At 46.4% G+C, this 20,123-nt stretch carries 16 protein-coding genes; 1 reads left to right on the forward strand and 15 read right to left on the reverse strand.

From position 1 onward, the window contains the following. Window positions 1-85 precede the first annotated feature (85 nt). The 10 genes from EDM56_RS02415 to EDM56_RS02465 all read right to left on the reverse strand — a co-directional run bounded on the left by EDM56_RS02415 (window position 86) and on the right by EDM56_RS02465 (window position 13,419). The gene (locus EDM56_RS02415; RefSeq protein ID WP_183192258.1) at window positions 86-1,174 is read right to left on the reverse strand and encodes a C45 family autoproteolytic acyltransferase/hydrolase; all 1,089 of its coding nucleotides are present in this window, start codon (window positions 1,172-1,174) and stop codon (window positions 86-88) included. 621 nt (window positions 1,175-1,795) lie between these two features. Continuing rightward, window positions 1,796-3,421 (reverse strand): amidohydrolase, encoded by a 1,626-nt coding sequence (locus EDM56_RS02420; RefSeq protein ID WP_122916297.1) that lies wholly within the window; start codon window positions 3,419-3,421, stop codon window positions 1,796-1,798. 27 nt (window positions 3,422-3,448) lie between these two features. After that, a complete protein-coding gene (locus EDM56_RS02425) occupies window positions 3,449-4,783 on the reverse strand; it encodes an APC family permease (protein ID WP_122916298.1) in 1,335 nt (444 codons plus the stop codon). A gap of 503 nt (window positions 4,784-5,286) precedes the next feature. Beyond that, complete coding sequence (locus tag EDM56_RS02435) at window positions 5,287-6,486, reverse strand: aminotransferase-like domain-containing protein (RefSeq protein ID WP_183192259.1); 1,200 nt, start codon at window positions 6,484-6,486, stop codon at window positions 5,287-5,289. Between the two features lie 369 nt (window positions 6,487-6,855). Continuing rightward, window positions 6,856-8,550 (reverse strand): methyl-accepting chemotaxis protein, encoded by a 1,695-nt coding sequence (locus EDM56_RS02440; RefSeq protein ID WP_122916301.1) that lies wholly within the window; start codon window positions 8,548-8,550, stop codon window positions 6,856-6,858. Window positions 8,551-8,984: 434 nt separating this feature from the next. After that, window positions 8,985-9,179: a DUF4177 domain-containing protein gene (locus EDM56_RS02445; RefSeq protein ID WP_122916302.1), complete on the reverse strand. Its 195-nt coding sequence runs from the start codon at window positions 9,177-9,179 to the stop codon at window positions 8,985-8,987. A 139-nt stretch (window positions 9,180-9,318) separates the two neighbouring features. After that, window positions 9,319-10,896 carry an N-acyl-D-amino-acid deacylase family protein gene (locus EDM56_RS02450; RefSeq protein WP_122916303.1) on the reverse strand — a complete coding sequence of 526 codons (1,578 nt, stop codon included), beginning with the start codon at window positions 10,894-10,896 and terminating at the stop codon, window positions 9,319-9,321. A gap of 73 nt (window positions 10,897-10,969) precedes the next feature. After that, on the reverse strand, window positions 10,970-11,707 hold the full coding sequence (locus EDM56_RS02455; protein ID WP_183192260.1) for a peptidoglycan DD-metalloendopeptidase family protein: 738 nt from the start codon (window positions 11,705-11,707) through the stop codon (window positions 10,970-10,972). 246 nt (window positions 11,708-11,953) lie between these two features. Continuing rightward, window positions 11,954-12,709: a carbon-nitrogen hydrolase family protein gene (locus tag EDM56_RS02460; RefSeq protein WP_122916706.1), complete on the reverse strand. Its 756-nt coding sequence runs from the start codon at window positions 12,707-12,709 to the stop codon at window positions 11,954-11,956. A gap of 107 nt (window positions 12,710-12,816) precedes the next feature. Beyond that, window positions 12,817-13,419, reverse strand: a complete 603-nt coding sequence (locus EDM56_RS02465) for a TetR/AcrR family transcriptional regulator (protein ID WP_122916305.1) — start codon at window positions 13,417-13,419, stop codon at window positions 12,817-12,819. Window positions 13,420-13,579: 160 nt separating this feature from the next. Between EDM56_RS02465 and EDM56_RS02470 the strand changes: the two genes are divergently transcribed. Further along, window positions 13,580-14,785, forward strand: a complete 1,206-nt coding sequence (locus EDM56_RS02470; RefSeq protein ID WP_122916306.1) for an MFS transporter — start codon at window positions 13,580-13,582, stop codon at window positions 14,783-14,785. Between the two features lie 44 nt (window positions 14,786-14,829). Here EDM56_RS02470 and EDM56_RS02475 read toward each other — a convergent pair whose 3' ends face one another. The 5 genes from EDM56_RS02475 to EDM56_RS02495 are packed head-to-tail and all read right to left on the reverse strand — an operon-like array spanning window position 14,830 to window position 20,098. Continuing rightward, window positions 14,830-15,609: an ATP-binding cassette domain-containing protein gene (locus EDM56_RS02475; RefSeq protein WP_122916307.1), complete on the reverse strand. Its 780-nt coding sequence runs from the start codon at window positions 15,607-15,609 to the stop codon at window positions 14,830-14,832. After that, window positions 15,610-16,584 (reverse strand): ABC transporter ATP-binding protein, encoded by a 975-nt coding sequence (locus EDM56_RS02480; protein ID WP_122916308.1) that lies wholly within the window; start codon window positions 16,582-16,584, stop codon window positions 15,610-15,612. Continuing rightward, window positions 16,584-17,459 carry an ABC transporter permease gene (locus EDM56_RS02485; RefSeq protein ID WP_183192261.1) on the reverse strand — a complete coding sequence of 292 codons (876 nt, stop codon included), beginning with the start codon at window positions 17,457-17,459 and terminating at the stop codon, window positions 16,584-16,586. Before EDM56_RS02485 ends, EDM56_RS02480 begins: the two co-directional genes overlap by 1 nt. Window positions 17,460-17,462: 3 nt before the next feature. Further along, on the reverse strand, window positions 17,463-18,491 hold the full coding sequence (locus EDM56_RS02490) for an ABC transporter permease (protein WP_122916309.1): 1,029 nt from the start codon (window positions 18,489-18,491) through the stop codon (window positions 17,463-17,465). Between the two features lie 32 nt (window positions 18,492-18,523). Next, a complete protein-coding gene (locus EDM56_RS02495) occupies window positions 18,524-20,098 on the reverse strand; it encodes an ABC transporter substrate-binding protein (RefSeq protein ID WP_122916310.1) in 1,575 nt (524 codons plus the stop codon). Window positions 20,099-20,123 lie beyond the last annotated feature (25 nt).

Genomic DNA, 20,123 nt, shown 5'->3' on the forward strand with positions numbered 1-20,123 from the left:
GTGCGATAAGCCATCGTTAAGGCAAACGCTAAGAGGATTGGCCCTTGCTGGCACGTGAATGGCTTGTGAGGTGGAGTGGTTGGCGCTACTTCAGACAGTACGTTTCATATGGATTTTCACATGGATTCCCCGCCGTAAGTTCAAAGCAGCCCTTGTTCAAGTTCATTATGATCGAAAATACGGTTTTGGCCGTACCCGCCGCTTCCGCATCCGCCATCGCCTCCCCGTGGCGGCAAATGCCAACCGGATGTCCCGCATGGTTGGTAAAAATTCGCTTGAAGGTCTCTGCATCAATCGATCCGCTCTGTGTAGTCAGCAAGCGGGTCGCGACGCCTTGGCGCAAGTGCGTATCCGGGATCCCGTTTCGTTTCGTATCCTCGATGTTGAGCATGCGCGGTGCGATAAAATGATTTGTGTGGGTGGTGCACCCGTCCAATGGATAGATCACGTCATAATCGTTGTGTGTTGCTTCCACATCCACCGATTCGCCTTCCTTGTGGGCAATCATGTAGTTGGCTGATGTGCCGCGCGGAAGTTTGGTAATTTGTCCAATTGCCTTCGGGAGGGTATTGCTATTCAAGATGCCTCTGAGGACAACATGGATGGGTACCCCACCTTCGCTAACTTCGTCCATTCCCAAAAAATTCATGCACAGGCCCAAGCCTTCGCTGTTCATGCCGATTTTTCCAACGATACCTGCTTCCGTCACCATTAAAATCGTCGGTTTTGGCGACTGATCGATTTCGACAACGATCATTCCGGGCGAGATCAGGTGATTCCAATCCCAGTTTTGGCCGATGAGCATTTCCTGCTCTTTTGTGACGATAGGCGTCGCAGCCAAACATGTGCATCCATCCAAAACCGAATGGGCTTTCCCGATGTTAATGATGATCTCACTGCGAGCATTGAGCACCACGAGGTCGAGGAGATCCAGATTTGCGCCCTCACTCATTCCTCTGATCTCGTCCATAATTTCCATATCGTATTGCTCGATCCAAGGAACGTACGTCGTGGCATAGGCTCTTGCTTCATCCCAGTCCACACGGTACACCTCTTGAAAATACTGCCGATACATCGTAATGTTTTGGCTGATTTGTTCTTTGGCAAGCTCGCCTAATTGTCTGCCGCGTTCGATTGCTGGACCACTAACTCTTATAAATGGAATCGTGTTCATCTCTTGGCCTCCGTCTCTGCTTTCATGCTGACTCGCGCGCTGATTGTTTTGAATTGCACTCTTTACGCGCCACGGGTTCGTGTTTTTCCTATTCTTGTTTTTCAGTTGCGTTCTCGTTGGCTTTCCTCCCCTCTCATTCGCCAATAATTGCAAATACAGTGCCAATAAAAAAATGCGATAACGTTCGCATTTGCAGTCGTTATCGCACCAAATCCGATCCATACTCTGATCACTATGAGACCATGCGATCAATTTTTAGATCAGTTACTTTTTTTGTTCATAAAGCCTCATCTTCCTTATAAACGTGGGCTGGCTGATCTTAAGGGCGATAGCCGCTTTGCGTGTAGACTCGTGCACCCCAGAGACGTTAGAGCTTTTGGTAATCAAACAGCTCTTCCATCGGAATCGATCCGAATTTGGATCGTCCGCTTTTTTTGATAGTTTTCGAGTATGTACTGAAGTTCCTTACAATATGCAACACCATCTTTTCTGCCTAAAACTAAAGGCTAAATCCTTTTTCTATCAAGGATTTAGCCTTTTTTGTTCCCTATTTCAACAATGTCAGCAGAACAACCCATTCCACGGGTGACGAGTGTTCAGTAAGAACAACGATTGGTTAACTTATTCGACCGTCAACAAGTGATGGTTTTCAGAATTACTGTAAACAAATTTCCCATCGACCATCGTTGCCACTACGCTAGTGTTTAGAATTTCATCTGGTGGGGCTTGAAAAATATTTTGATTCATGATGATGATATCTGCGAATTTTCCTTCTTCTAATGTACCTAATTCATGCTCCCTAAACACACTATAAGCGGATCCTTGTGTATAGGCTTTTAATGCATCAGCCACTGTGAAACTTTCTTGTTCATTCCATGTACTTTCACCAGTATGATCCATTCGTGTAACGGCATGATAGATTTCTTTCATCGGATTTAATGACGCAACTGGGAAATCCGTTCCAAAAGCTACTTTAGCCCCTGCTTTTTTTAAGGATCCACCCGGATAAAGATAAGGGTATTTCCTCTCATCTACTCGGGTCGTGTGGCTCGTCCTTGGCATGAGGGCTAAATGAGAAGGCTGCAGAGATGCAATAACCCCTAAGTCTTTCAATCGCTTTATATCATCTGGATGAATAATCTCAATATGTTCTAACGCATGACGAGAATCTCTTTTTCCATTTTGTTTTTGTGCTTCTGCAAACATATTTAACCCACTATGAACAGCTCCATCCCCAATGGCGTGAAAGCGAATTTGAAACCCTTCCTTATCTGCCTCCAACACCCATTTCGTTAACTGTTCCAAAGAAAAAACCGTTTCCCCTTTTGTATCAGGCCTATCTACATAAGGATCAAGCATATAAGCAGTATGACCTGTCACTACCCCATCAATAAATTGCTTTAATCCGGTAAATTTTAATTTCTCCGATTGATATCGATCCCGGAATTTTTTTGCACGTTCAAGCTCGTCATTTAAAGCTGGGTAGAGATGGATGCGTGCAGTTAATTTTCCCTCGTCATCAAATTTTTTAAAAAGATCAAATCCTGTATTAAGGCTAGGATATAAATCATTGACTGATGTAACACCCAATTTAGCAGCGTGCTGAAGGAAAGCTGTTAACAATTCCTCTAGTTTTTCCTCAGACAATGCCATAGCCTTTTCTGAAACCAAAGAGATCGCTTTTTCAATGAGTATCCCCGTTGGTTGCCCCATCCGATCTTTTTCAATGATTCCATATGGTGGATTCTCTGTTTGACTCGTAATATTCGCTACTTCCAAAGCTTTACTATTTACCCATGCATAATGAAATTCCGCGTGAAATAAAAAGACTGGGCGATCCTTCACCACTTGATCAAGCGCAGATCGGTGGGGAAAATCATTGTTCTCCCAATTGTTACTATCCCATCCACTTCCAATAATCCACTCATCTATAGGGTTTTTTTCAGCAAAATCCTTTACCATCATGACGGCTTCCTCTTGAGAACGTGCTGCATGTAAATGAACGCTGAAATTATTATGTAAGCTTCCTGACAATAGATGAAGATGAGCATCATGAAATCCGGCTGTAATAAGTTGATCTCCAAAATCAAATGATTTTGTGTGAGCCCCGATAAAGGGTTGTATTTCCGTAGAGTCGCCAACCGCAACAATTTTGTTTCCTTTGACTGCAATAGATGCAGGATAAGGATGATCACCTAGACCTGTAAAAACGGCTTGACTCGAAAGAATGATATCTGCTTTTGTCATGGTAAAACCTCCCGATTATTCAGTAAATTATGCGGATAGCTCCATTTCTGGTGGTCTCATTTTGAATCCCTTTGTTATATAAGTTAAATAAATAACACCTACTACAACCCATATACTTCCCAAAATTTTGGAGTGAATATCTAGGCTTAGTAGCAGCCATATATCTAAAACAGCACCTATTACGGGAAAAATAAGATAAAGAAACGTCCCTTTTATTGTTCTCTGCCGTTTTCGGATAAAGTAGTGACCAATAACTGAAAGATTAACAAATGTAAATGCAAGAAACGCCCCAAAGTTAATGAACGAAGCGACGAGTGTCAAACTCACCACCAATGCTAATAAGGAGATCAGACTAATGACAAGAATATTGTTAACTGGGGTTTGAAACTTGGAATGTAGACTTCCAAAATACTTTTTCGGCAATTGCCCATCTCTGCCCATAGCGTATAGAACACGAGCCGCACTCGCTTGAGATGCCATCGCTGATCCAAAAATACCAAATGCAGTACCTACAAGAAAGAACGTATCGACAAACTTCCCACTAACTAACAGGATGATTTCATGTGAGGCTGAATCTGGATTTTCAAAAGACATATAATCGGGCCAAACATTATGTGCAATATAAGAAACGGTCGTAAAAATTAAGCCGCCCACTATCGTAATGATGAACACCGCCCGTGGAATATTCCTTTCTGGTTGAATCGTTTCCTCCGAAAAGGTCGTAACCGAATCAAAACCAAGAAAGGAAAAACAAAGTAAAGCTGCTCCAGCGATAATAAAAGAGAATGATTCTTGCGGGTTGTAAAAAGGAAGGCTTGTTAACAGTTGTCCTGTTCCTTCCCCATGCAAAATGGCTTGGATGGCCAAAACACAGAAAAGGATAATGAACGCTACCCCAAAAATAGTGATAAAAATATTTGCTTTATTTGCTAATTTCACTCCTCTGATATTGACGATGGTTACCAAAATTAACATCGATAAAATCCATACAGAACTAGGAATGTTCGGAAAGGCTGCATGATAAAATATGCCGAATAGTAAATAGTTTACTAGCGGAATAAGCAGATAATCCATTAAGAGTGACCATCCTACCAAAAAACCTACATGGGGATTAATTGCCTTTTGGGTATAGGTGTATGCAGATCCTGCTATTGGAAAGACTTTCGCCATTTGCCCATAACTGTATGCTGTAAATAGCATAACAATAGTGGCCAGAATATAAGAACCAGCTACCATTCCATGTGAAATCTGGGACGCCACCCCATATGTGCTAAAAACCGTTCCCAATGCCATAAAGGAAAATCCAAAAAGTACAACAGGTAATAGCGTTAATGTTCGCTTCATCTCTCTCGTTTCTGACATATCTAAGCCCCCTTTTTTATATTTGCTGAGAATCTCTACTTAATTAACGTTAATTGTAAATATTATGCTATATAGTTAATCTGCTGTATATTATCCAAAAGGATAATTTACCGTGAGATTCGCGATCAGAAAAAATAAAGACCCACAGTTTTCGCGGATTGCCGATTTCTTACCTCAGCAATCTGCAACAGTGGGTTTTCACGTGATTCTTTGATTTACGTAACGTAATAGCACAATTCTGTTGAAACGGGAGAAACCCCTAACCGAAAAAAAGTGGTCGACTATACGCAGCAATGGCAAAAGCCGTTTACCGACCAGCAGGTGCGCCGCCGTTTGGATATGCTGGAAAAACGAGGCTACATCGTAAAAAGTCGCGGACGCTTTGGAACCAAATTGACACAGGCAGGCCTACAATTATTACAAGATACAGAGAAGAACAAAAAAAAAGAGTAAGGAGACTACTCCCTACCCATAACGGTTATCAAATTTTCGCTGAACTCAGGTTATGTGTAATTTTCGGTGATGAGTTCCCCTATTTTTTGAATGCCCTCAACCATCCGCTCCGGTTCTTCATAGCTGAATGAAAGCCGCAAATAGTACTTACCTTCACTGGGGGTTAAGAAAAAGTATTTTCCCGGGATAAAAGACACACCCTCACTCAGCGATTTCTCCAGTAGCAGCGAAGTATCGACGTTGGGGACATGCAACCAGACAAAGTAACCGCCGCCCGGTATCGTCCACTTAACATATTCTGGCATGGATTGTTCAAGCGCAGCTACGAGTACATCGCGTCTAGAACGATAAGCATTGCGTAGCTGCGTGATGTGCTGCTCAAGATCGGTGTGTTGCAAGTAGGTTCCAATCGTCGCTTGCGCAAAAGGATGATCTAAATCCTTTTTAAACCAATTACAGGCGGAGACCAGTTTTTCAGCACCGGCAATCCAGCCAATGCGCATTCCAGGTGCTACCACTTTCGAGAGGGACCCAACGTGCAAAACGCGTTGTTCTGGGTCGGTAACTTTGAGCGGAATGGGTTTTTCGGAAAAAGACAGCTCTCCATATGCGTCGTCCTCCACGATCAGAAAGTCAAACGTTGAGGCAAGCTGCAGCAAACGATGCCGACGTTCAGGATTCATCGTAACTCCTGACGGATTGTGAAAGGATGGGATGGTGTACATGAATCGCGGCATCGGTAATTGTTCTTGCTTTCTTTTGAGAAGCAGCGTCTCTAAAACGTCGACCTTTAGCCCGTGTTCGTCTATCGGCACACTGATTACTTGTTTTGTGTAGTTTTTAAAGGTTTCCAGCGCCTCCATGTAGGTTGGCGCCTCCATAAACACCACAGCTGTTTGATCGAGAAGTGTTCTGGCGATCAAGTCGAGGGCTTGACTGCTGCCGGAAGTAACAAGGAGCTCAGCATCCTTCACCACGATCCCTCTTTCAGACAATCGACGCTGGATCTTCTCTTTTAACAATCCAACTTGAGCGCTTCCGAGATAGTGGAGAGGCAAATCATGCTCGTTGTCTATCAGCGTGTTTACAGCAGATTTGATTTCATCGTAGGGAACAAGTGAAGAAGCAGGGTATCCCCTATGTAATCGTATGCAATCGGTGGGGATTTTTGGAATCCAAGCCCCCGGAGGGTCATTCGAAAGAGCGTTTTTTATGCTTGTTGGAAAGAAGTGATTGTAGCTCACGTTCATCTGCTCCTTTTTTATAATATAGTAGCTTATTAACCGCTGCTATTTTTCAACTTCCACTCACCGTTTGCGCTACGAATATTTGTTTTTAGTAGTTTGTATGTGCTAACGATTTTATTTGTACCTACTTTGCTATCTTAATCCCACAAAATGAAAAAGACTATATAAAATCTCTAAGCTTCTTATTGGGTCCTGCGTTCACAGTGAAAACCACCTCGACAACCTTCCCCGCTTTCATTATTACGCCTCCTTATGGCACAGTAGTGCGACATCAATTGGGGCGCAAAATAGGCGGAGTTCTGCTTGACATTCAATTCATCTACAAAAACATCCCATCCCGCTTTAAAAGGGGAAATGGGATGTTTTGTGAAACTACACTTGAAATTTACCTATTAATTTTTGAAGATTCTCCGCCATACTAGACAAAGATGAGGCAGAAGAAGCGATTTCTTCTACAGTGGCTAGTTGCTCTTCCGCAGCGGCCGAAACATTTTGTGACTCTACCACAACTGTCTTGGACTCTGCTGACAGCTCCTCAACCGTATGTACAACTTGTTCCGTGTTAGCAGCAATTTGTTGGCAAGCAACCGTTATTCCTTGTATTTGATTCGAAACCTCATCAATGTTAGTACGAATCTCTTCAAATAAATTTCCTGCATTATGAACAACGCGAATGCCTTCATCGACTTCTTTGATCCCCATATCCATCGTCTCAACGACATGATGGGTGTGTTCGGATATGGTTCTAACTAATTGTGTAATTTGATCAGCTTGCTGAGATGATTGCTCTGCTAGCTTCCTTACTTCATCGGCAACAACTGAAAATCCGCGTCCTTGTTCCCCCGCTCTCGCCGCTTCAATCGCAGCATTTAATGCTAACAGATTGGTTTGGTTTGCGATATCCGCGATTACATCCACAATATGTTCAATCTGCTTAGACTGCTCATTCATTGTCGATACAGCTTCAGCCAGCTGCTTCATGGTATCGTGGATCGAATCCATCTGCTTAGTTGTTACTTGTATAGCTTGATTACCTTCTAACGCTATCTCGGAGGTTTGGGTAGCAAGGGAAGTCGTTGTTTGCGTACTCGACGCAATTTGTTGAACTCCTGACGACATTTCATTGATTGCTTTCACACCCTCAGTTACATTGTGTGCTTGTTTTTCTGCTCGGGTTGCAACTTCTTGAATGGTAGTCGTAATCGTTTCCGTAGCCAGACTCGATTGTTCTGCACTAGCCGTTAACTCTTCCGATGATGAAGCCATGTATTCAGAGCTGTTTTGAATTTGTTGTACCAAAGCTTGTAGATTCTCCCGCATTCGATTAAATGATTGTGCGAGACTCCCAATTTCATCTTTGTTTGTTACCCGAATTTCTTCTACACGTAAGTCACCATGTGAGATTTTTTCCGCCGCTTTTGCCATTGCCACAATCGGCTTAGAAATCATCTGCGAACCATAATATCCGATCAATATCGCCATCAAAATAGCAATTCCACTGATGATGGTGATAGATGAAATTGCTTTATTGGATGCGTCTGTATTATATTTGCTCCCTTCGTTCATTAATTGCTTTTGACCGTGTGAAATTTCATCTGCCATTGGGCCAATTTGTTTCCCCACAGGGAACACTGATGTAAGAAAGAAATCAAGAATCTCTGTGGAAGGTTTATTACTTTGAACCAATTGAAGCAACTGTTCATATTGTTGTTTAAACTCTTCATTCACTTCTTTTAGTTTTTTTAGTTTTTCTCGATCCTCCTGCCTTTGGACGAGTGCATGAGTTTCATCAATGATACGGTTTACATTGTCGTTGGATGACCGTAGCTGATCCAAAAATTGTTGATCTTTCGTAAAAAGAAACCCACGCAAGCCAGCTGTTTCTTTCGCAGCTTCTACTTGAATGTCTTGAGCATTCGATAAAATCACTGCACGTCTTTCAACAAGATCTGTGTCCAAATCGTCAATCATTTTTAAGTAGTAAAAAGAAATACTACTCGTTATTCCCAATAGGACCGCAATAAGTAAAAATGCTCCCATTAGCTTTTTTTTGACGGATAAGCCCATGTTTGTTCCCCCTCAGTTATCTCATAACCCATTTCTGTTAGATTTATATATTTTAAAATTTGAATACATGAATTATAGTGAATTCTTGTAGAAAATTCTAGAAAAATTCTAGAACCATAAAATAATTTCGCTAGAATGCCTGTCCCCACTACTCCCCACAGCAAATGATTAACCAGCCGCATGCGTTTGAAGCTCTTCAACACGGAATGTTTTACCAAAGGGGACCGGAAGAGAATGTGAAAATGTATATAATACTTTTTAATGGTGAAGAAGGCAAAATCAGAAAATGAAACGCCTTATCGATATAGTAGCAGTCAGGACAAGTCATAGAGTCCTAGACTGTCGCTATACCTGTCCTTTTCGCTCAATCACAAACAAAAAACCAGCAATCCCGCTCATGATTGAACGGCAACTGCTGGCTCTATATTTACTTCTTATTTTTTCCGTTTAAACACGCTCACAACTTCACGGGACGATCCATGGGTTTGGTTTGTATCAAAGCAGGAAACCAGTTCCCAGCCTTCCTCACCCATTTCATTGAGAATTTTGTCAAACTCGGTCTCATCCAGCTTGCCGCCAAAGAATCCTGTCGTCAAGTATTTTACTGTGCGGTACTCCCACTTATCCATCGTAAACTCCTCACCTTATGCACTCTAATTGTGTTGTTTCGCTTCACAATAGGTTAATACGATCTTAACAATGGAAAAGTTACATAAAATTTCTTGGGTTCCCACAGCAAATTTCTTTCGAAAACTTTCGCCTGCGCCCCTACCGTCTCAATACCCTACCCGCCGTCACGCCTGTAAAGATGCCGTCCTGAACGGCAAGCTGCCCATTCACCAGCACGTGTGAGATGCCGACAGGCGTTTGCAGCGGATCGTCATAGGTTGCACGATCCGCGATCTTTGAAGGATCGAACACGACGATGTCCGCCCAGTTACCTTCACGAATCAGTCCTCTGTCTTTAAGTCGCATGAATTGTGCAGGTGCACTCGTCATTCTCCTCACGGCTTCCCAGATCGGAAATGTGTTCTGTTCGCGCGCATAGCGGCCAGCCACTCGTGGAAAGGAGCCGTACAGCCGAGGATGAGGTTTACCGCCGAACACCCCATCCGACCCGACCATTTGCAGCGGGTGCGTCATCGCTTGCAAAATGTCTTCCTCGACACCCCAATGAATGACCATGGTTACGGCTGCTTTTTCTTCGAGGAGTAAGTCAAGCGCGGCGTCCGCTGGATCAATGCCGCGAAGCTCACCGATTTCTTGCACGTTTTTCCCTTCCAGATGCTTGTTCGCTTCAGACGCAACCGAGGCGATTACGATGTTGCCCCATCCGTTGTTGCGTACGGTGTTGTCGTACTCGCCATTTGTCAGCATCTCGTGCTTGAGAGCCGGACGAAGCGTACGATCTTGCAGCCGCGCCAGCATTTCTTCCGTACCACCATCGTGCATCCATGGGGGCAAAATCGCGGAAAATACGGTAGAAGCAGCAGTGTACGGATATTGGTCAAAGGTGATTTCGATGCCTTCCGCGCGCCCATCGTCCAACAGCTGCAAGGCCCGCTGCCATTTGTCTCTGTTGATGCTACCGCATACTTTGAAATGCGATACGTGCAGGCGCACCCCAGAGTGGCGAGCAGCATCGATCACTTCTTCAAGCGCTTCTAACGAAAGGTTGCTTTCATTGCGGATATGTACGACAAACGAACCATCATATTTGGCGGACGCTTCGCAAATTGCTATCAGCTCGGCTTTGCTCGCAAAAACACAAGGTGGATATTGGATGCCAGAGGAGACTCCGATCGCCCCTTGCCTCATCCCTTCCTCGACCAGGAGGCGCATTTCTTCGATCTCCTGCTCTGTCGCTTCCCGTCCGTCGAAGCCCATTGCAATCGTACGGATATTGCCATGCGGCACAAGATAAGCCGCATTCCCGGCGAGCTTAGCCTGCTCGAGAAACCGCAAATAATCGTCAACCGACTCCCAAGGCCAGTCGCCGAAATCACCGTTCAAGCCTTTCAACTGCTTTTGCCACAATGGTTTGGTCGCCTCGGTAACAGGCGCCACTGAGATGCCGTCTTGCCCAAACAGCTCGGTGGTGACACCTTGCAGCACTTTGATGTGATGAACATCCGGCCTGGTACACCATAAATCAGAGTGGACATGCGGATCGATAAACCCCGGAGAGACAACCTTTCCCGCCGCATCAATCGTGAGCGCAGCTGCGCTCCCCTGCAGCTTTCCTACTTTTTTGATTTTTCCGTCTTTTACAGCCACATCCAGCTTTGTCCACGGATTGCCCGTTCCATCGCACAGCAAGCCGTTTTGGATCAACACATCGTACATGTGCCTGCCTCCTCTCTTTTCTACGATAACTATACAGAATTTTGACAAAAGAAAAAAGAGTGAGGCAATACGCTTAAGGAGCCATTGTCAGTTGGACAACCTTTGCAGCATCATCCCACCGTATATCAAGTCCCAGTGCACGGGCCAATTCGCGTGACCACGCATACGCTTTGGCATCCAGCAAAAATGTCGACAGCAGCTCCGTTCCATTTATACCCGCAAGTCTGATCACATTGTTCCACTCGACTTGTGCCCCTTTGCCAACCGCTTCGGCAAGGGCTCTCACTGGCAAAAACGATTTGCCTTCAACAATCCCGCCGATGAACGGCAAAAGCATGCCATCGTACGATATCCCGCATGCATGTGCCGGATCTTTCAGTTCGGTGGTAAAGTACTGGTCCATATATAGGACAGGATCTGTATGCAGTCCATACCCAAACGACGGTCCATCTCGGCGAACCTCATAATGCAAATGCTGCCCCGTGGCTTGACCGGTCATTCCCTCCCGTCCGACAACACTACCCGCAAGCACCTGGTCGCCGACTTTTACCCGATAATCCGTCAGATGAGCATACATGTGGAGATAATCATGGCGATCGCGCAAGATAACGGTGTTGCCATAACCGCCGACACCGGTGCCCGTTTGCCCATAAGACGCGAAGACAACCACCCCTTGGGCGAAAGCCGCGATATCCGCATAAGAAGGTTTGACCAGATCAATGCCGGTATGAAACGTTGTTTGGTTCGTTGCGGGATTTACCTGCGTTCCGTATGTTTGTGATGCACGGTACTCCCTCATGGCAGGAATCATCTTCTGTCTTCCCCTTTTATCCCCTGGCATCCGTTTCTTTCACTTTTATATGCATGCTTCCTAGGGTAGAAGACGGTACATGCGACTATTTTCGCTGGTTGGGCTTATCCCGCACATTACGCTTCAAGCAAAAAAGCCAGTTAGGGCGATGAACAGCTTGTTTGCCGTCTCTCGCCAGTGCTGGCTTTCATCTTTGCTTATATAGAATGTGGATGGACCGCTCTGTTCAAGTGGCTGGAATGGTTGTCAAAACAAGTCTGGTTGAAATCGTTTCGCCAGCAGCCCATGTGCCTGCTCGGGATCAATATCCCAAACCAACAGCCCTTCGGTATTGTCAGGCATGGAGGCTAAGCGCTCGCCGGTCGGCGAAATGAGTGTGGTCGTGCAACCCTGGTTTTCCAACGCATAATTGACGCTGGCAAAATAAATCGTATTCTCCATGCTCCGGCAAACCATCGCCGCCCTGTAAAACTCGGGGTTTTTTACCTGTCCGGTAAATTGAGGATGGAAAACGATGCGAGCGCCTTGTTGCGCTGCCCATCGTACCGTTTCCGGATAGCGCCAACCTTCATGGCAGATCGTGATGCCGATAGGCACGCCCTTCACCTGGAACAACTGCCGGTTCGTGCCCGGCACGTAACCGAATTGGTCTTCATCGGGATCAATCTGATTTTTCGTCTGATACCCCTGAATCTCTCCTTGCTCCGAGATGAAAAACGCCACGATATGCAGTCCTGTTTCATCCTCCCATTCGGCTGGCAGGATGACCGCGATGCTGGATTGTTCGGCAACCGCACGAATCTCATGAACAGCTGCACGCTGTGCCTCGTGGTCATACGCTTCCACTGCATAACCGACACCGCGTAAACCGGGCAGAATCGATTCGGGAAAACAAATCACATCGCACTGCTGCTGTTTCGCTTCCACAATTGCCCGCTTCACAATCTCAAATCCTTCTGCCAATGACTGGGGAAACCTTGTTTGGGCTAAACCTATTCTCACGTCGCCATCCCTTTCTTCTGTGTGCTGCGAAATCACCTCTCATTCATTCTTTTTATCGGCAAAAATTCCTTCTGCCCGCATAATCCTTAAAAATGTCTTTTTTTGCTTTACTTGGTTCGCTGATCGCCGCGTTGCGCAGATAAGATTCCTTCAAACACATGGGATACAAGCTGCCTTACATAACTATCGTCCACCGGATCACCCGAAACCAATAAGCGGTAGAAAATCGAGCCATAAATTAGATCTGTGCATAAAGCAATATCGAGATTGTCCTTCAACTCGCCTCGCCGAATTCCTTTTTCCAATACACCGCGAACCTCCAGTCGGCGGGGCTGTATATAGCGGATCCGATAGGCTTCCGCCAATGCGGAATCAACTTGTCCTTCACCTATAATCTCCAGAAAAATGGAGCCCTCTCGGCTTATCATAAATCGAGCCATATTCGTTGCATGTTCCAGTATATCCTGGAACACCGTACCTGTGTCCGGCACAGGCAGTCTTGCAGCTGCAGCGGTTAGAAAACCATCCATGATCACTGCAGCCTTATTCGGCCACCATTTATAGATCGTAGCTTTGCTCACCTTGGCACGTTCAGCGATTTTTTCTACTGTTACCGCCCTAAAACCATCCTCCAACAATAAATCATAGGACGCAGAAAGGATGGAATTTTGGGTTTCCATATTACGAGGACGCCCTCTTTTCGACTGCACCTGAATCCTCCTTTATTCGATCCGCTACTACAAACTGTACGTCTAGTATACAAAATGCAGAAGATGATGAAAAGTCTATTTACAAAACCAAACGTTCAGTATATTATTGGCGTATATTTAATGAACTATACGTTCAGTTTTAATTTTAGGAGGCATAATCATGGAAAACAGTAAAGGGAAACACGAAGACTCTCTCGTTTCAAGGTGGTTGATCATTCTGCTCTCTGCCGCGTGTGGACTTATCGTCGCCAATCTCTATTACGCGCAAACGTTAGTAGGACCGATCAGGGATGAACTTGGGCTTACTTCAACAGCAGCAGGATTGATTGTTACCGTGACTCAAATTGGTTATGTAGTTGGGCTGTTGTTCATCGTACCGTTAAGCGATATCCTTGAAAATCGACGTTTAACCGTATGTATGCTTATCGTTGCAATCGGTGGATTGCTTACCTCTGCTTACGCCCCACACGCATCTTGGTTTTTGATTGCATCTTTATTTATTGGCATTGGATCTGTTGTTGCTCAAATCCTCGTACCTTTCGCCGCCTATTTAGCGACTGAAGAACAGCGCGGCCGCGTGGTTGGGAATGTAATGAGCGGCCTCTTGCTTGGAATTATGTTTGCCCGCCCATTGGCAAGCTTTACCACGAGTCTTTGGGGCTGGAGAGCCATCTTTATTATGTCTGCAATTGTCATCGCGTTATTAACTTGTCTGCTGTCCTTTGCTCTTCCGGAGCGTAAACCCTCTTCTACGGTACGCTATGGACACCTGATGATCTCTTTAGTCGATATTTGGAAACGAACGCCGGTATTACGACAGCGCGCACTTTATCAAGCATGCTTATTTGGAGCCTTCAGCTTATTTTGGACTGTGGTACCTTTGCGATTGGCTGATGATTTCGGTATGTCTCAGGGAGGCATTGCCTGGTTTGCGCTAGTTGGCGTGGGTGGGGCAATCGCTGCGCCAATTGCAGGAAGATTTGCGGATAAAGGCTGGAGCCAACAGTTAACGTGGCTAGCCATGGCAGTAGCAGCGTTGTCTTTTTTGATCATTCATCTGTTCCAAGACCAGTCGACCTTTGCTCTGATTCTTCTCTACATCTCCGCCATTTCACTTGATATGGCCGTATCGGGAAATCTTGTCGTCAGTCAACGCATGATTTATTCGTTGGGCGCTGAGGCGAGGGGCCGTTTGAACGGATTATTCATGAGCATCTTCTTTATAGGTGGAGCAATCGGCTCATCATTTGGTGGCTGGACGTATACAACAGGGGGCTGGAAGCTCACCTCTCTGATCGGAACCATCTTGCCACTCTTGGCTTTGGGTTCCTTTCTCATCGAGGTAAAAGCAGCCAGAAAAAGATAACGTGCAAGAAGCTGCCGTAAAATGACCGGCAGCTTTGTTGCTGTTCACTTCACAAAAAAATTCGCCTCCAGCAGGTTCTGGGTATAGAGATGCTGTGGCTCTTCAAAAATTGCTTGAACGCTCCCGCGCTCCACAATTTCCCCTTGCTTCATGACCAAAACCCGATCCGCAAAGCTCTGTACCACATTCAAGTCATGCGTGATAAACAGATAGGTTAAATCCAATTCCTTCTGGAGCGCTTTCAATAGTTTGAGCACGCGAGCCTGGATGGAAACGTCGAGCGCGGAAGTCGGTTCGTCCAAAATCAACAATTCCGGCTTAAGTGCGATCGCCCGCGCGATGCCGATTCGCTGCATTTGTCCGCCGCTGAATTGGTGCGGATACTTGTGCATGTCCTGCTCATTCATACCAACAAGCCCCAGCAATTCCTTCACGCGATCCATCGCCTGCTCCCGAGTATAGCCATGTGTCAGCAGAGGCTCCGCAATGATCTTGAAAATCGTCATACGCGGGTTCACGGAGCCGATCGGATCTTGAAACACGATCTGCATCTGTTTACGCATTTGCAGCTGTTCAGCTGGAGAAGAGGCGCTTCTTTGTTTTTGTTGAAACCAAATCTCTCCCAATGTCAGTTTGTCCAAGCCGAGGATCAGCCGTGCTGTCGTACTTTTACCACTGCCCGATTCCCCTACCAGCGCAACGGTCTCCCCTTTATTCACATCAAAGCTGACTCCGCGCAACACCTTTTTCTCCCGCTTGCCGCCAAAACCAGAGGAGAAATAGCTTTTCTCCACCTCATGCAAAGATAGAAGCGCTTGGCTCATCTATGCTTCACACTCCTTTTCCGGATAGAAGCATGCGGTATAGATGCCTACCACTAGCTGCTCTAACTGAGGCGCATGCTCCTTACAATGCGGTTGTGCGAGCTGGCAGCGTGAAGAGTATCGGCACCCGCTCGGAAAATCCAGCGGTGAAGGCACGGTCCCCGGTATCGTATACAACTCATCGATGTTTTTGCCTTGACCTGGTAAGCACTTCAACAGCCCTTTTGTGTAGCTGTGCACCGGATTTCGCAAAATTTGTTCGGTCGGCCCCACTTCAATTACCTGGCCGGCATACATGACCATGATCCGATCGCACAAATAGCCCGCCACCCCAATATTGTGCGTCACAATCACAATCGAGACTCGGTATTCCTTTTGCAGCCGTTTGATTAAGCGCAAAATCTGAAATTGGGTGGTCACATCAAGAGCCGTCGTCGGTTCGTCTGCCACTATCAATTCAGCGTCGCAGGACAACGCCATGGCGATGACGACCCGCTGCTTCATTCCACCGCTCAGCTGATGGGGATAGGATGCGAATATATCTTCCGCTTGGGCAAGACCTACTTCACCCAACCATTTGATCGCAAGGTTTTTCGCATCCTTTTTACTCATGCGTTTATGCTCGCTGATAATATCGATCATCTGTTTGCCAATCGTAATAACTGGATTTAGCGACGTATTGGGATTTTGAAAGATCATCGAAACGTGTTCGCCTCTGTACCTCTCCCGTTGTTTAGCGCTCATGGCGAGCAAATCTTTTCCCTCATACAAGATGCTTCCTTCTTTGCGCGCCACGTTTGCCGGATATAGGCCCATGATACTGCCCGCCAGCATGCTTTTCCCGCATCCCGATTCTCCGACAATGCCAAGAATCTCCCCTTTCTCCACGTGAAAGGACACCCGATCCAATATGTTAAACGTACGCTCGTCCCCGTGGAAAAATAACGAGTGCTGCTTTACTTCCAGCAATGCCATCAGGTACTCCTCCCTTTTGACTTGGGATCCAGAAGATCTTGGAGGGCATCTCCCAAAATGTTAAAAGCCATCACCAACAGTAGGACCAAGAGCCCCGGAAACGTCGAATACCACCATTGATTGAGAATGTAGCCTCTTCCTTCACTGACCATTTGGCCAAGGTCTGCGGTCGGTGGCTGCGAACCCAACCCGAGAAAGCTGAGTGATGCCGTCGCCAGAATCACCGTTCCCATATCGACCGAAACCTGTACGATGATGGGGGTCAAAATGTTGGGCACGATATGCCGGAAAATAATCGTCATTTTGCTTACCCCCATCACTCTGGCTGCATCAATAAACAGAGAATTTTTCAACGAGATGGTGCTGCTGCGTGCGATGCGGGCATACCACGGCCACCAGCTGACCGCTAGCGCCAAAATGGCATTTTCCAAACTCGGACCCAATACCGCGACAAGTGCAATGGCTAATAGCAAAGCGGGAAACGACAAGAAGATATCGGTGATTCTCATGATGATTTCATCGAGAACCCCGCCAAAAAACCCTGCGATCGCCCCCAACGGAACCCCGATGGCAAAGGCGAGGAACGTCACAAACAGCGCAGCGAACAGAGACGTTTGCAGCCCAAACAAACAACGACTGAGAATATCCCGGCCTTGGCGGTCTGTTCCGAATAGATTTTCGCTGCTTGGAGCTGAGAGCGTATTGGTGATGTTCGATTCTCCTTTTCCTTGCTCTGGGTAAGGGGCGAGCTGATGTGCAAAAAGTGCTGCTAACAAAAACAGCAGAATAACTACCAATGCAAGTACCCCCGCGATGTCTTTGCGAAAGAGGCGCATGTTTTTGCTGAGTGCACTTCTTGGTCGAATTGTCTCCATGCTTTACTCCTCCCCTAAACGAATTCGCGGATCAAGCCAGGCTTGCAAAAGATCCGTGATCAGATTGGTCAAGACGTACACGATAGCAATCAAGAGCGTGACGGCCATGATGGCGGGATTATCAAGGCTCAAAATCGCCGCAACCGAATAGCTGCCGATGCCAGGCCAGTTGTAAATCACTTCAACGAAAAATGCCCCCGTTACCGAAAAAGCAAACATCAGCCCCAAAACGGTCAGGATCGGCCCAGCGGAATTTTTTAGCGCATAATGAAACAACATCTTCGCCATGGGAATGCGATATGCTTTTGCCAGACGGATATAATCGCTTCCAAGCACGTCGATAACATTGGAGCGAGTCATGCGCACAAGCAAGCCAAACGGATATAACGAGAGCGTAAGTACGGGCAGCACATAGTGTGGCACCATGTCGAGAAAAGCGGCCCCGTTTCCCGACAGGATGGAATCAAGCAATTTGAAGCCCGTAATGCTCGCAACCGGATTCGTCAAGGATACCTCCACCGACATTTGGCCGTTGATCGGCAGTAGGTTTAGCTTTGTAAAACAGACGTATTGCAAAACGAGTGCAATCCAGAAGCTTGGAACCGACACGCCGAAAATCGAGATGACTCTCGTAATCTGATCGACCCATTTGCCCTTGTAATAAGCCGAGATTACGCCGAGCGGAATACCGACCACGGCAGAAAAGAAGAGTGACAACAACAAGAGTTCAAACGAATTGGGCACATACTCACCGAAATCTGCGGAGATGTCTCGATGCGTCTTCAGCGAAACGCCCAAGTCTCCTTGTACCATTTTTTGCATGTATATCATGTATTGTTCAGGCAGCGGTCGATTGAACCCCATCTCATCATTCAGCTTCTCGATTTGTTCAGGGGTAGCTTTCGGCCCTAAATAGACCGCAGCCGGATTGGAGGGTACGACCCTTACAATAAGAAAGGTGATGAGCGAGATCCCGATCAGAACGATCAGGGACAGCAAGACTCGCCGCATGGTATAGTTCAAAGTCTGCATGGTTTTCCAACACCACCTCTATCCTTCATTCGTCATTTTGTTTTGAGTTTGTGGTAAAAAGTAACATACGTATAGTTCGGATTGTTCGCCTCGCCGATGAGCGACTTGTTCATGGACAGAATCTCTTTATTGTCGAAGAAGTACATCGCCGGCGCTTCGTCGATCACCAGCTTTTGAGCTTGCACATACATTTCCTTCGACAGGTCCTTCGATGTGCCTGACAACAGGTAAGCCTGTGTGACAAGCTTGTCAAACTGCGGGTTGGACCAGTACGCCAGATTCAAGCTTGGCTTCTCCTCTGTGCCAAACATTTGTTTCAGATTGCCGTACCCGTCCGCATAGGAAGGCCAAAACTGAAGAACGAAAATATCCTGTGCCGCATGGGGATCGCCTTTCCCTTTTTCCCATTGTTGATTCCACAAAATCGGTTCGACGTTTACCGTAACCCCCAGCTTCGCAAAGCCTTCTTTAATCAAGGGTGCGAAGCGGGCTTCCTCCATGCTCTCCGAAGCGTAGGTGAGCGTCAGCTTCAGGTCTGCCGGGTTTACCCCCGCTTGCTTCAGCAGCTCTTTTGCTTTCTCAATGTTAAAGCTGTACGATGGCAAGCTCGGATCGGATGGCCATAGCCCTTTAGGAACCGGTCCTTTTGCCTGGGTTCCTTCTCCTTTTGTCGCCACTTCAATAATCGCCTGATAATCGACTGCATACGATAAAGCTTGTCGCACCAGCTTGTTATCGAGCGGTGGCTTTTTCGTATTAAAGAAACCCACGAAATTGTGATACCCATTGACTCTTTCAATCTGAATATTCGGATTTTTTTCAAGCGTTTTCAGGTTCTCGACTGGCGTGGTTGTTAAATCAACCTGCCCGGATGTCAGCATTTGTTCGCGCACGACATCTTCGCCAACCATGGAAATGAAGACTTTTTCAAAATTGGTATCCAATGGCTCCCAATACTTATCATTTTTCGTTAACAGTACCTCTTTCTGCGGTTTGTAGGATTCCAATTTCCAAGGACCTGTCCCCGCTTCGCGGCCTTCATTAAACCAGGCTTCGTCCTTGTCAATCACATTGGGGCTCATGATCCAGGCTGCGTAACCCGCGCTGACAATCCGTTCAAGCGGAACCGGGGATTTCAACGTAAACTTGACCGTATATTCATCGGCCACCTCGATTTTTTCAACGGGCTCCCAGATGCGAGCTGAGCCTCTGTCGAGCTTAATCGTGCGCTCGATCGACTTTTTTACGGCTTCCGCGTTTAATGAGGCACCGTCATGGAAGGTTACCCCCTTACGAATGGTAAACGTCCACACATTGCCGTCTTCATTGTGCTCCCATTTCTCAGCCAGTGCTGGTGAAAACTCCTCAGCACTCCCAGGTGGATTTGCCCATAACAGCGGTTCATAAATATTCGCTAAAAACTCTGATTCGGTCGAGTCAGAAATGCTTGGATCCCACGTAGTGACCGAACCAGCCGTGGCAACCTTCAAAAGCTTTGGCTTTCCGCTAGCATTTTCCGTCTGTGCTTTATTGCCGGAAGACGCGCATGCCGAGATCATCACGCTCAAGACAAGCACAATCATGGCAAAAATCTTCTTTCTCTTCATCCCGATCCCCCCATGCTTCTCAGAT

This window comes from Brevibacillus fluminis (assembly GCF_003710825.1).
Lineage (GTDB): Bacteria > Bacillota > Bacilli > Brevibacillales > Brevibacillaceae > Brevibacillus_D > Brevibacillus_D fluminis.